10 protein-coding genes are annotated in these 13666 nt (G+C 38.0%); 2 read left to right on the top strand and 8 right to left on the bottom strand.

The features are described from left to right. Positions 1-23 precede the first annotated feature (23 nt). Both GS400_RS03695 and GS400_RS03690 read left to right on the top strand, forming a co-directional pair. Complete coding sequence (locus tag GS400_RS03695; RefSeq protein ID WP_160099113.1) at positions 24-479, top strand: hypothetical protein; 456 nt, start codon at positions 24-26, stop codon at positions 477-479. A gap of 168 nt (positions 480-647) precedes the next feature. Beyond that, entirely contained in the window at positions 648-1592 is a 945-nt protein-coding gene (locus GS400_RS03690) for an L-lactate dehydrogenase (protein ID WP_160099111.1), read from the top strand. 30 nt (positions 1593-1622) lie between these two features. Here the strand turns inward: GS400_RS03690 and GS400_RS03685 are convergent, their stop codons facing one another. The 8 genes from GS400_RS03685 to GS400_RS03650 all read right to left on the bottom strand — a co-directional run bounded on the left by GS400_RS03685 (position 1623) and on the right by GS400_RS03650 (position 13639). After that, complete coding sequence (locus tag GS400_RS03685) at positions 1623-2777, bottom strand: Ger(x)C family spore germination protein (protein WP_160099109.1); 1155 nt, start codon at positions 2775-2777, stop codon at positions 1623-1625. After that, positions 2774-4267: a spore germination protein gene (locus tag GS400_RS03680; RefSeq protein ID WP_160099107.1), complete on the bottom strand. Its 1494-nt coding sequence runs from the start codon at positions 4265-4267 to the stop codon at positions 2774-2776. Before GS400_RS03680 ends, GS400_RS03685 begins: the two co-directional genes overlap by 4 nt. Beyond that, positions 4264-5343: an endospore germination permease gene (locus GS400_RS03675; protein WP_160099105.1), complete on the bottom strand. Its 1080-nt coding sequence runs from the start codon at positions 5341-5343 to the stop codon at positions 4264-4266. The genes GS400_RS03680 and GS400_RS03675 overlap by 4 nt, the downstream gene beginning before the upstream one ends. Positions 5344-5503: 160 nt before the next feature. After that, entirely contained in the window at positions 5504-6661 is a 1158-nt protein-coding gene (gene yhbH, locus GS400_RS03670; RefSeq protein WP_160099103.1) for a sporulation protein YhbH, read from the bottom strand. A gap of 170 nt (positions 6662-6831) precedes the next feature. Continuing rightward, positions 6832-7179, bottom strand: a complete 348-nt coding sequence (locus GS400_RS03665; protein WP_160099101.1) for a YidC/Oxa1 family membrane protein insertase — start codon at positions 7177-7179, stop codon at positions 6832-6834. Between the two features lie 5 nt (positions 7180-7184). Further along, the gene (gene odhB, locus GS400_RS03660; RefSeq protein ID WP_160099099.1) at positions 7185-8480 is read right to left on the bottom strand and encodes a 2-oxoglutarate dehydrogenase complex dihydrolipoyllysine-residue succinyltransferase; all 1296 of its coding nucleotides are present in this window, start codon (positions 8478-8480) and stop codon (positions 7185-7187) included. Then, on the bottom strand, positions 8467-11328 hold the full coding sequence (locus GS400_RS03655) for a 2-oxoglutarate dehydrogenase E1 component (RefSeq protein WP_370519792.1): 2862 nt from the start codon (positions 11326-11328) through the stop codon (positions 8467-8469). The genes odhB and GS400_RS03655 overlap by 14 nt, the downstream gene beginning before the upstream one ends. A 208-nt stretch (positions 11329-11536) precedes the next feature. Continuing rightward, positions 11537-13639, bottom strand: coding sequence for an RNA degradosome polyphosphate kinase (locus GS400_RS03650; protein WP_160099095.1), 2103 nt, complete (start codon positions 13637-13639; stop codon positions 11537-11539). Positions 13640-13666 lie beyond the last annotated feature (27 nt).

Genomic DNA, 13666 nt, shown 5'->3' with positions numbered 1-13666 from the left:
AGAGGTTATTAGGGGTGATGTATATGACACAGAATTCATCGGTAAAAGATCATGACCATAAAAAAATTGCCGCTCAATTATTTAATCGTGTTTGGGATTATCTTGATCAAGAACAACGTACTGAAGAAGATAATATGTCTATGATTCATATGGCACACGCATCTCGTTATCATTGGGGAGAAGTTGGTGAACCCATAAATCTGGTTCGTGGTGAATGGCAAGTATCTCGTGTCTATAGTGTTGTAGAAAGAGCTGAACCAGCTCTTTTTCATGCTGAAAGTTGTTTAGCTCTTTGCTTGGAGCATCATATAAAAGATTTTGATTTAGCTTTTGCCTATGAAGCTATGGCAAGAGCATATAAAATAAAACAGGATCTTGAACAAATGGAGAAGTATATACAGTTTGCTTATGAAGCTTGTGATAAAGTTGCTAAAGATGCAGACCGCAATGTAGTTTTAGGGGAATTGAGGACTATATAATATAAAACAATCCCTACTCTTACTTAACCCAAATGTGTCAAACTTATGAAAGATGATTAATATTGTGAATCATTTCACAAAACAATGGTGCTTAAGGTTTTTATGTATGTTATATTTATTGTGAATCATTTCACAATAAGATTTACATGATAGAAAGGTTGATTGGATATGAATCAGAAAAGCACAAATAAAGTGGCACTTATCGGAACAGGATTTGTAGGATCTAGCTATGCTTTTGCACTATTAAATCAAGGTGTAACTGAAGAACTCGTTATGATTGATATCAATAGAGACAAGGCTGAAGGTGACGCTATAGATCTGAAGCATGGTTTAGCTTTTGCTTCTCCTATGAAAATCTATGCTGGAGATTACCAGGACTGTCGAGATGCAGATATTGTTGTCATTACAGCAGGTGCTAACCAACAACCTGGAGAAACACGTTTAGATCTAGTCGAAAAAAATGTGAAGATCTTTAAAAGCATTGTGGACTCTGTTATGGAAAGTGGATTTGATGGGATCTTTCTTGTAGCAACCAATCCAGTTGATATTTTATCCTATGCAACTTGGAAGTTCTCTGGACTGCCTAAAGAACGGGTTATTGGTTCAGGTACAATTTTAGACACCTCACGATTACGCTATTTAGTTGGGGAAGAGTTTGATATTGATCCTCGTAATATCCATGCTTACATTATGGGTGAACATGGCGATACAGAATTTCCTGTTTGGAGTCACACTACCATTGGAGCAAGTAACCTTAGAGAGATTGTAGATATGACCGAAAGAGAAACACAGGAAAAATTAGAGGATATTTTTGTCAATGTTCGTGATGCCGCTTATCATATCATCCAGCAAAAAGGTGCTACCTATTACGGCATTGCCATGGGGCTTGTCCGGATAACAAAAGCGATTCTACGTAATGAAAATAGTGTGTTAACTGTCTCAGCTCTCCTTGAAGGTGAATACGGTCAAGATGATCTTTATATTGGTGTACCAGCGATTATAAACCGCGAAGGCATTCGTAAACTTATCGAACTTCCTCTAAATGAAACAGAGCAAGATCAATTTAAGCATTCAGCCGCTACACTAAAACAAGTGATAGATAAAACCTTTTAAATAATCAAAAGGCCGGTTCCTCTCCGGCCTTTATTTTTTTTTCATCCTATCTACCTTAAGCTTTCCTCCGGATTCCAAGGTCACACCTACTTTAATGTCTTTTATCGTATCTTCTTTTAACCAGTCTCCTTGACTCAGCTTTAGCCTCTTAAATTCCTTAGGCTTTTTTTTATATAATCGATATCCTAAATCATAAATATCAGCTTGGTTTTCTAATCCTTTTAAATAAGTGTTCCTGATCTGCTTCTTAATTTTTTCAGTTGATAATTGTTCAAGTTCTTTAACCTTAGCTTTTTGAGGGTTTTCAATAATGGTTCCTGAAACTTCTACCTCAATATTAAATTGAACATTACTTCCTTTAACAACAGGCTTTATGTTTACTTTAGGACTATCAGCTACAATTGATGCATATACAGACTCGTCTTTATATAAGTATAGTGGGGCTCGTTTTGTACTCTTTTCTATCCACCTAAGACCTTTAATATCCTTGATTGAATAAGCACCTTTAAATCTTGCTTTGTCCATAATCATTAAACCACCCCACTCCTGGATAGGATGATTTTCTTCACGTTTACTCCATTGATTCTGATTAGTATTTAATACAGGGAATTCAGCCATTTTTCCGGGCTCATATCTCTCAATTAAATATTGTCTTAATGATTTAGGCTTTGCTATTGAAAATTGCTTGTACACATTATTCGGATTATTTTCTTTTGCATAGTAAGGGGATAAATCTAAGATAGGCTTACTATTAAATAACTCATCTACTTCAGATTGAGTTCCATATAACCAAATAGCACTGCGTGTCTCGGCAAAACGATTTAATACATCAACTACATCATCAATAACCCGATCTCTCTTTAACGCATCTTCCGTAAAAACAATGTGTCCGATATGAGACCATGATATTCTCTGTTGTGAGGTAAAGTAAATGTTGTCTGTAGCACTATCAAAAGAGTCTCCTACGCCATGACCAATCCATACTGGAGCATCTTGTTTTTTCCCGCTCCCCCCTTCTGATTTACCAACATTTTCGAGAGGTAAACTCCTAATATAAATATGCATTTTGTCATCTTTATAATCGATCCCTAACCCCGTTACATAGATAGCATGCTCCAATTGTTTTAAGTCCCAACATCCTGAAAGTACACTTACCATCAATATCATTAACATAAAACGTCTCACTCATTTCTCTCCTTTCGAGACGAGTCACTAGTCTTTAACATACTTGGACGCTTTTCTGTACTATCTCCAGGATTCCAAATGGCTTTTGATATTTCTCTAGGACGCATAGGAGATATAGGAGCTAAATACGGAACACCAAAAGAGCGTAAATTAGCTAAATAGCCTATTACAGCAAAGAGACTTAAGAAGAAGCCATACATTCCTAAGAATGATGTAAAGAGTAATATGACAAGGCGTAGAATCCCTACTAAACCTGTTAAGGATTGATTAATTAACGTAAATGTTGATACTAAAGCAATGGCATTCACTACCAATATACCCGGAGCAGTAAAACCAGCTGCAATAGCTGCTTGACCTATAATAATCCCCCCTACAACGGAGAGAATTTGTCCAATTACCATTGGCAAACGTACCCCAGCTTCTCGAAATAACTCAAACAAAGCAAGCATTAAAAAGCATTCAAGTGCGGCAGGTAATGGGACGCCTTCCCTCGATAATGTTACTGTGGCTAAGAGAGTAAAAGGTAGTTGATCAGGATGATAACTAATTATAGCTATCCAGAACGATGGTAAAAATAAAGCTAGGTAAAACCCTACATATCTAATCAACCGTTCAAATCCTACAAAAATTGAGGTCATATTTGCATCCTCAGCTGTTTTTAGAACAAATAGTAAATTAACTGGGGCTATTAAGGCTGTTGGTGTACCATCTACTAAAATTGCGAACCGGCCATGCAATAAACTGTCCACTACAAAGTCAGGACGACCTGTGTAAGAAAATAAAGGAAACAGTGGTCTCTTTCGATCACCAATTAGCTCCTCTAGTCTTACATTACTTACGATCCCATCTACTTTTAATTTTTCAAGCCTAGACTTAGCTTCTTCTATCACCTCTAAGTTGGTAATATCTTCTATGTACATTAACATGACTCTAGTTTTCGTACGTTCACCAATCTCATAAGTAATGACTTTCAGCGTAGTAGTTCTAAGACGTTTTCGAATAAGAGCCATATTCATACTGGCTTCTTCAATGAACCCTTCCTTCGAACCTCGAATCGAGACTTCTGTGCTTGGTTCTTCAACCTGCCTTTTGGGATGTTTTATAATATCAATTTCCCAAAAAGATTGGCTTTGCTCATGTAGCACAATTACTTTCCCTGTAAACACAGAAGCTACAATGTGTTCAGCAGAAACATCTTCTTGTAGTTGAACGGACTTTGCTGCGGATAACTTTTGTAACTTAGCATTTACATCATTTCCATCCATTCTTTCTTCCAATGGATAAAGAATTTTATTAAATAATTGCTCGCGATCATACAACCCTTCACACATTATAGCTGTATAGACTCCTGTTTGGTTTTCTATATTATAAAATTGTACATCGTTACATCCATCGAACAATTCTTTCATAAAATCCACAGTAAGTTCAGCAGATTTACAGCTCATATTTAGTTGATTTCTTTTTTTATTTCGTTTGAAAATCGGACTCATTTTCTAAGCCTCCTGGATGTCCATATAACCGTAAGTACAATGAATAAAAGATAAAGGCTCATGGTTATCGTCATACTTGGAAGAAATACATGTTTTAAAAGGTTGAAAAACATGTAATCTGTCATGGGAATATACAGACTAAGTAACAACATAATGAGAACAGAGTATTGCACCCACTTTCTTATTTTCTCCTTATTGATCACTAACAAATCTGGAATGATAACAGTGAATAAGGCAATACGAATTATAGCCCCAGATAACCATTGATATATTGTAAAATAGTCTACATGACTAATGTAACTTCCAATGGTCACTACTCTCCATTGCTCATAAGCTGGGTATCTTAAATCAGCATTTACTTCAGGTCCAAACAGTGCAATCCCTCCAGTTGTTGGTGAAATTAAAAGGTTTGTAAGAATTAATGGAATCAACAAGTATTTCCAGTAATTAACTTCTCCCTTCAGCTTACCTTGTAAAAACAAAAGGATCACAAGGTCAAAAGCCCCTGATAAACTATAAAATAAACTCTCCCAAATAGGCCCCCACCCATTAACAAGGGCTGGAAAAAGTAAAGAATAATCTTTATTAGACATATTAGCTAAAGATACAAAGATCCCGAGTAACACAACAATTGGTAGTAAAACTCCACTAACTATCGCCAGAGACGTTATGTCTCCTCTAATTAATATAGAAATGACAAAAATGGCACTAATCACTAATACAAAAATCGGTGTGTTATTTAGATAATTCACTTTAGTCCACATTACTGTATCAAATGTCGTAATATAAATTTGAAGCAAACTATAAAGTATAAAAGGAACCGTAATAAGAATCGTTTTAATTCGTCCAATCTTTCTTTGTAAATACTTAACTAATGGTTCCATATTCGTTTTTTTATATACGAAGTAAATTATAGAAATGACAATTACTAGCGGAACTATATTAAGAAGCGTCCCGACCCACGCCCCACGTCCCCCTTCATTCACAATAGGCATTAGAATAACATGATTATAGAAACCTGTACTCATCATGATTAATAAAAATAGTTGTAAAAAAGAAATCGGCTCATTTCTCATAGGTAAAAGAATCCTTTTTGTTTTTCCTTAGGTTCTTCAAATCTAATGTTATTATTCTTTATCTAAAGAAAACTTGCCGATTGATTGCTAACATTAAACACTTTCGTAACATGTAAAAAAGCCCTCAAAAATGAGAGGGCTTTTTCTGTTACTTATAGTTTTAAACATATGCTTTTTCTTCATCCTCTTGGAAGAAGTGTTTCATCGCATAGAATACATCGGCCTTACGTCGTAAAACAAAGTGTCTGAAACGAGGATCTTCAATCTTTTTATAGGCTGACATGAGAGTCGAATGCCTATTATACTGGTTTACTTCGCCGTAACCAAACATGCTTGATAAATCCATTAATTCATCCACAAGCTTTAAGCAACGTTTATTATCTGAGGTTAAATTATCCCCATCAGAAAAGTGGAATGGGTAAATGTTATAACTCTCCGGATTATACTTTGTGTCGATAAGTTCTAAGGCTTTTTTATAGGCTGAAGAACAAATCGTTCCGCCGCTCTCACCTTTTGAGAAGAAATTTTCTTCTGAAACTACTTTAGCTTCAGTATGATGGGCTATAAATTCAATATCTACCGTTTCATATTTTGTTCGAAGGAAACGTGTCATCCAAAAGAAGAAGCTTCGCGACATATACTTTTCCCATACGCCCATTGAACCCGAGGTATCCATCATAGCTAACACAACAGCTTTAGATTCTGGCTTCACGACTTCGTTCCATGTTTTATAACGGATATCTTCTGGATAAATGGGGTTAAACGTAGCCTCTCCACCCATGGCATTTCGCTTATAGGCAGCAAGCATCGTGCGTTTTTTATCAATGTTTCCTTGTAAGCCATTTTTACGGATATCATTAAAGTCAATGTCTGTCGTAACAATGTTATCTTTCTCTTTTTCTTGCAAGTTCGGGAGTTCTAACTCTTTAAATAAAGCTTCTTCCAACTCAGCAATCGATACTTCCGCTTCATAAAAATCTTCACCTGGCTGGTCCCCGGCTTTTTCACCTTTTCCTTGTGCCTTTTGCTTCGAACCATCACGGGCTACAACATCGCCAACTTGACTTTCTCCCTCGCCTTGGCCTACGTGTTTATTTTTATCATGATTGTAACGTATCTTATATTCATCCAAGGATCGGATCGGAATCTTCACAACATCTTTTCCATTCGACATAACGATATTTTCTTCAGAAATCAGGTCCGGTAATTGATTTTTTAGTGCATCTTGCACTTTTTCTTGGTGGCGCTGTTGATCATCGTACCCTTTTCTATGGAGGGACCAGTTCTCTTCAGAAACAACAAAGTTTTTCTCACTCATCCTTACCCCTCCTTCATTTGTATTTACATTATTGTATGCAGAGATTGTCATTTTGATTAAAAATTCAGAAAACTTGTGCGGAATTTATCCGTTTCAAGACTGTCATGGAGGTATTTTTAATTTTTTCACTAAAAAAAGACAGCTTTCGTGAAAAAGCTGCCTTTTTGTATCTATTCTTCTACGGGTTTATATAATTTTTGCCCTATCCACGTTTGTAAAATAAGAAACAAGCCACTAACAGCCCAGTAAAGTGGTAAAGCTGCTGGAGCTGATAAAGAATTAAATAGGATGATCCCTGGCGATAAAAGACCCATGATCTTCATCTGTCCTTGTTGTTCAATAGGCATGTTATTCATCGAAACACGATATTGAACATAATAGATCACTGCTGCAATAAGGGCCATTAAGATATCCATTTCACCGAGTGGAAACCATAAGAAGGAATGGCTAGCTATCTCTTGAGAACCTCTAATTGCATAGTAAAAGCCCATTGGCACTGGCCAATGGGCTTTAATCATATTCCTTAACCTTCTAATAGTAGGTTATAAGGATCTTCAATCATTTCTTTAATGCGCACTAGGAATTGTACGGCTTCTTTTCCATCTACGATACGGTGGTCGTAGGAAAGAGCGATGTACATCATTGGGCGAACTTCGATTGAGTCGTCCGGCATTACCATAGGGCGTTTTTGGATGCTGTGCATTCCAAGAATACCAACCTGTGGCGTATTCAAGATTGGTGTAGATAGTAATGATCCGAAGATTCCTCCGTTTGTAATCGTGAAGGAACCACCTTGTAGGTCATCAAGGCCAAGCTCTTTATCACGAGCCATTTTACCAAGACGGCCGATTTCTTTTTCGATACCAGCGAAGCCTAGACGGTCTGCGTCACGTACAACTGGGACAACTAGTCCGTCATCTGTAGAAACAGCCATACCGATATCATAGAATTGTTTCTTCACAATTTCATCACCTTGGATTTCAGCGTTCAGAAGTGGGAACTCTTTAAGTGCTCCTACTACAGCTTTCGTGAAGAAGGACATAAAACCAAGTTTTACATCATGCTTATCTTGGAACTGGTCCTTACGCTCTTTACGAAGGTTCATAACAGCTGTCATATCAACCTCGTTAAATGTTGTAAGCATTGCTGCACTCTGTTGCGCTTCTACAAGACGCTTGGAGATTGTTTGACGTCGACGAGACATTTTCTCGCGCTCAACTGGCTTAGAGAATTCTGTTTTTTCAGAGGACTTGTCCTCTTTCTTCTTCTCTTTTTTGCCACTTCCGCCTTTAGAACTTGAAGGTTCTTCTTTACCTTTTTTCGCTGCTTCCTCAACATCCTCTGGGCGGATACGGCCTAGTGGATCCTTAGGATATACTTTGCTAAGGTCAATGCCTAGCTCACGTGCTTTTTTACGTGCAGCTGGAGATGCAATGGATTCTTTGTTTGGATCCTGCTCTTCTCCACCTTGTTCTTCTTTAGCTTCTTGTTTCTTTTCTTCTTGTTGCTCTTGCTTAGAATCGTCCTGAGACGCTTCTTTTGGTTCTTCTTTTTCTTCGCTATCGGAGGAGCCGCCACCTTCGCCGCTCTCGTCTACTTTGGCAATTGTGTCGCCTACTTCTACATCATCACCCTCTTGAACGAGAACTTCAGCGAGGACACCACTATAGTCTGAATTCACTTCAACGTTTACTTTATCTGTTTCAAGCTCAAGAATGGCATCGCCTTTCTCGACTTGGTCTCCTTCGCTAACTAGCCATTCGGCTACGGTACCTTCTGTAATGGATTCTGCGAGCTCTGGTACTTTAATTTCCTTCATTGGAATCTCCTCCTTTAGATAGCTTTAGTGCTTCTTGGATGATTCTGTTCTGTTCGGTTTTGTGTATATTTGGTTCCCCAACAGCTGGTGATGAACGTTTTGGACGTCCAATATAGCTGATCTCTTGGTTTTGCTTCACAAGACGATAAAGGGTTTCTTTCACGAAATCCCAGCTTCCCATATTACGTGGTTCTTCTTGAACCCAAACCACTTCTTCAATATTGGAATAATAGTCTAAGATCTCTTCTAATTGTTTTTCAGGGAATGGATAAATTTGTTCTGCACGAACGATATGCAGCCAATCCCAATCGCGGTCTTTTTCATTATCAATTTGTTCTTCTAGATCAATCATAATTTTACCGCTTCCGATAACAAGTCGCTTCACCTTCGTCTTCTTCTTCCCAAGACCTGGTTGCTCCATTAGAGGTTTAAAGGACTCTTCACTGAAGGCTTTTCCTTCTGAAGCAACGCGTTGGTTACGAATTAGACTCTTCGGCGTCATTAGTACAAGAGGACGTGCAGCATCTTTATTTCCAATCGCCGCTTGACGACGCAGCAAATGGAAGTATTGTGCTGAGGACGTAACGTTCGCTACCGTCCAGTTATACTCGGCACTTAATGTTAAGAAACGCTCTAAACGAGCACTGGAGTGTTCAGGTCCTTGTCCCTCATATCCATGTGGTAAAAGAAGTGCAAGGCTAGATTTTTCACCCCATTTTGCACGCCCAGCAGAAATGAATTGATCAATAATAACTTGACCAGCATTCGTAAAGTCACCGTACTGTGCTTCCCAAAGAACGAGGGTCTCAGGAGCATGTACACTATATCCGTATTCGAAGCCTAGTACACCTGCTTCAGATAATGGACTATTATACACTTCAAACGATGCATTTGCTTCTTCTAATCCATGCATTGGGCAGTACGTAGAGCCATCTTCTACATCATGCAGCACTAGATGACGGTGAGCAAATGTACCACGTTGACTGTCTTGTCCAGTTAAACGAATTGGCATTCCATCTTTAAGGATTGATGCGAATGCTAATGATTCACCTGTAGCCCAATCAACTTTATTACCTTCTTCAAGCACATTTTCACGACGTTGAAGAATTTTTTCTAGTTTTTTCAATCCATTAAAGCCTTCTGGACGGTTGAGTAACCCTTTATTTAGGGCTTTCAAGTCTTCTAATGGTACAGCCGTTTCAATGGATTCCAGACCATTCACCATTTCTTCAGGTACATTTGGTTCATCCATTTCACCTGTTTCATTTTCCTTCATGTTCTCATAAATATCACGAAGGTTTTGGTGAACTTCTTCTTGCATATTATTGTACTCTTCTTCAGTAATAACCCCTTCATTTTGAAGTTGTTCTGCATAAACTGTAGCAGCTGTAGGATGTTGGTCAATACTTTGATACAACTGTGGCTGTGTTCCACGTGGTTCATCCATTTCGTTGTGGCCATAACGACGATATCCCACAAGATCAATTAAGAAATCTTTATGGAACTTCTTGCGATACTCATATGCAAGGTTTATCGCGGATAAGCAAGCCACTGGGTCATCTGCATTTACGTGAACAATTGGAATCTCATACCCTTTAGCCAGGTCACTAGCATAACGAGTAGAGCGCCCATCCTTCTCAATTGTTGTAAATCCTACAAGGTTGTTCGCAATAATGTGCAGAGATCCTCCAGCACGATATCCTGGTAAATCACTCATGTTTAAAGTTTCTGCGACTACACCTTCACCAGGGAATGCCGCATCACCATGAATCATAATAGGAAATGCTTTTCCTGTGTCCTGTTCAGCCCAACCACGATTACTCCGGTCATCCTGTGCTGCACGTGCAAAGCCTTGTACAACAGGATCAACAAACTCTAAGTGAGAAGGGTTATGTGCAAGTGTCACTCGAGTCGTTCGTTCTTCATCCTTCTCAACATCACGACTTGCTCCAAAGTGATACTTTACGTCTCCTGTCCAACCATAGTTAATCCCGATTGAACCTTCTGAAGGAACTAACTCTTTGTTTGGTGCATGATGAAACTCGGAGAAAATCATATCGTATGGTTTCCCTAACACGTGAGCTAACACGTTTAAACGACCACGGTGTGCCATGCCCATCATAATATGATCGACATCATCTTCTGATGCTGCTTTAACCATATGATCAAGCATAGGTACCATGACATCTAAACCTTCAATAGAGAAACGTTTTTGTGCTACAAACGTTTTGCCTAGGAAGTGTTCAAATCCTTCTACCTGGGCTAATCGTTTTAACACTTGTTTCTTCTGATCTGCCGAAAACTCTTTTACATAATTTCCGTTCTCAATTGTATTTTGAAGCCATTCACGCTCTTGATCATTATTTACATGATCTACTTCGAACGAAACCTTACCTGAATAACGTTTCTTCAGCGTTTCTACAACTTGTAGACCATTGGATATATGATTAGGAGCCTTACTCCAAATCCATTTAGCTGGAATTGATTCCAAATCCTTTTCTGATAAACCATATGTTTTCAGATCAAGTGTAGGTGAATAACGCTCATCTTTTTGTCCAACTGGATAAATATCCGCTTCCATATGTCCATAACGACGAATAGCCTCAACCAATTTCATTGCTGAGGTTACCTTTTGAATATCTCCAGCTGATGGCCCTTGTACAGAAGTTCCGCCGCCTTGAGCATCCATCCAATCAGGTGCTCCGTATTGATCAAATACATCTTTTAAGGACGGGTCAACTTTTGCAGGGTCATCTAAGTAAAGATCGTACTGTTCTTCAATGTACCCCATGTTGGGGCCATGAAATTGTTCCCAAATGTTTTCATTAGACCCATTATTCGACACGATTTACTACCTCCAATAGAAGTTCGCTTTCTCTGACGTAAACGTTTGCAAACTCATCTTCTATTATAATGATTTTCCGTTTTCTTCTTCAACTACTTTACCCTAGTTTTTTTCATGAAAACAAAAAAAAATTCGAAATATGTTGAAAAAAAGAGTAAAAACAACAAAAAGCACCATTGAAAAATGACCACAATGGTGCTAAAAACATCATTTATTCTTCATCTTCACCGACTGTGTAAGCCATTGAGAAAAGCTCTAGTTGGCTATCAAGTGATTTTTTACCTTTGTCCCTTTTTACATAGTGGTAATTCCCATTTGAATCTTGGACTCGTGCTTTCATGTTATCTTCAAGCATGATCTTCAAGATTTTCTGTAGCCGTTTTTTAATGCCTCCATCATAGATCGGGAATAACAATTCAACTCGTTTTTCCATATTCCTTGTCATCATATCGGCTGAAGATAGATACATCTTCCCTTCACCATTTTTATGGAAGTAATAGATTCGGCTATGCTCTAAGAACCTTCCAACAATACTTGTGACACGTATGTTCTCACTTACCCCCTTAATACCAGGTCGTAAACAGCAAATTCCACGGACGATTAAATCAATTTTCACTCCTGTACGCGATGCTTCATAAAGTTTCATAATTATTTTTTTGTCTGTAAGGGAGTTCATTTTTGCAATAATACGACCATTGCCATACTTTTTATGACTTTGAATTTCTTGATCTGTTAAAGCTAAGAAATCTCTTCGAATATCAAAAGGAGCCATCGATATATGGTGGTAATTCGGTTTTTCGGTGTATCCACTTAGATAATTAAAGAAGTTCGTTGCATCGATACCAAATTTACGATTAGATGTAATAATCCCCATGTCTGTATATAATTTGGCTGTTTGGTCATTATAGTTACCTGTTCCAAGGTGAACAAAGCGCTCAATTCTATTTTTTTGCTTACGTACTACAAGTGTGATTTTACTATGTGTTTTTAAATAGTTCATTCCGTAAATAACATGGCAACCAGATTTCTCAAGCTCTTTTGCCCATTGAACGTTATTTTCCTCGTCAAACCGTGCCTTAAGCTCAACCAGTACCGTAACCTGCTTACCTTTTTCCGCTGCACGTTTCAGCCCTTCTATAATTGGCGAATCACCACTTACCCGATACAGGGTTTGTTTGATCGCTAAAACATCTGGATTATCTGCAGCATCTTCAACAAAATCAACGACTGGCTGAAAAGATTCATAAGGATGATGCAGGAATATATCTCGTTCATTTACAAGTTCGAATAAATCTTCCTCAGATCCAATGTCTTTTGGAGGTTGTGGAATCAGCCCTCCGAACACAAGATGGTCTTTGTCTTCTTCCAAATCACTATAGAATTTAAAAAGATAGGTTAAATCTAGAGGGCCATCAACTTCATATACATCTTTTCGATGGATTTCCAGAACATTTAAAAGAAACTGAAGTACTTGGGGGTCATACTGGTCTCTTTTAATTTCAAGACGTACTGCCGCACCCCATTTTCGCTTTTTTAATTCTTTCTCAATCTCTTTTAGAAGATCACGAGCCCCTTCTTCATGGATCGTCATATCTGCATTTCGTGTGATTCGGAACTCTGTTACGGATTTTACTATATAACCCGAAAACATTTTATATAGGAAGTGACTAATGATATCCTCTAACATTATAAACTTACGATCTTTTTCGTTAGAAGCATCCAATTCTACATATCGATTTAACACTGAAGGAACTTGTACAATAGCCGTTTTATGCCCTTCTTCTTCCACATCAACTTCATCTTCAAGTACAACAGTTAAATTGATACTCTTATTTAGGAGCATAGGAAAGGGACGATATGCATCGACAGCCATAGGCGTTAAGACAGGGAAAATTTGTTCATCAAAGTAATCTTCCATTACCCGATACTGTTCTCGAGTAAGGTCATCCACCGAGACAAATGAGATGTTTTCTTCTTTTAACATGGGAAGGAGCACATTTTGATATGTAGAATACTGCATATCAACTAGCTTATGGTTTTTATCTGAGATCTTGGAGAGTTGTTCTTTAGGTGTTAATCCCGCTTTATTTTCCGGTTTATTAAAACCCGCTTTCACCTGATCCTTTAGTCCAGCTACTCGAACCATAAAAAATTCATCTAAGTTCGAGCTAAATATCGCTAAAAATTTCAAGCGTTCCAATAAAGGGTTATGTTTATCTAAGGATTCTTGCAATACACGCTCATTAAAAGCGAGCCAACTCAATTCTCTATTATTGTAGTAAAGAGGATTCCCTAATTCATTTGTTTGTTCCATTCGTCTCCATCACCCTTCCTCTGTATT

This window comes from Pontibacillus sp. HMF3514 (genome assembly GCF_009858175.1).
Taxonomy (GTDB): domain Bacteria; phylum Bacillota; class Bacilli; order Bacillales; family BH030062; genus Pontibacillus.
The sequence above is the reverse complement of the archived record's forward strand: the minus strand, read 5'-3'. Positions and strand labels throughout refer to the sequence as shown.

Coding starts and splice junctions, on each gene's coding strand:
- GS400_RS03695 (WP_160099113.1), top strand. CDS start 24: ATGACACAGAATTCATCGGTAAAAGATCATGACCATAAAAAAATTGCC.
- GS400_RS03690 (WP_160099111.1), top strand. CDS start 648: ATGAATCAGAAAAGCACAAATAAAGTGGCACTTATCGGAACAGGATTT.
- GS400_RS03680 (WP_160099107.1), bottom strand. CDS start 4,267: ATGAGTCCGATTTTCAAACGAAATAAAAAAAGAAATCAACTAAATATG.
- GS400_RS03675 (WP_160099105.1), bottom strand. CDS start 5,343: ATGAGAAATGAGCCGATTTCTTTTTTACAACTATTTTTATTAATCATG.
- yhbH (WP_160099103.1), bottom strand. CDS start 6,661: ATGAGTGAGAAAAACTTTGTTGTTTCTGAAGAGAACTGGTCCCTCCAT.
- GS400_RS03665 (WP_160099101.1), bottom strand. CDS start 7,179: ATGATTAAAGCCCATTGGCCAGTGCCAATGGGCTTTTACTATGCAATT.
- odhB (WP_160099099.1), bottom strand. CDS start 8,480: ATGAAGGAAATTAAAGTACCAGAGCTCGCAGAATCCATTACAGAAGGT.
- GS400_RS03650 (WP_160099095.1), bottom strand. CDS start 13,639: ATGGAACAAACAAATGAATTAGGGAATCCTCTTTACTACAATAATAGA.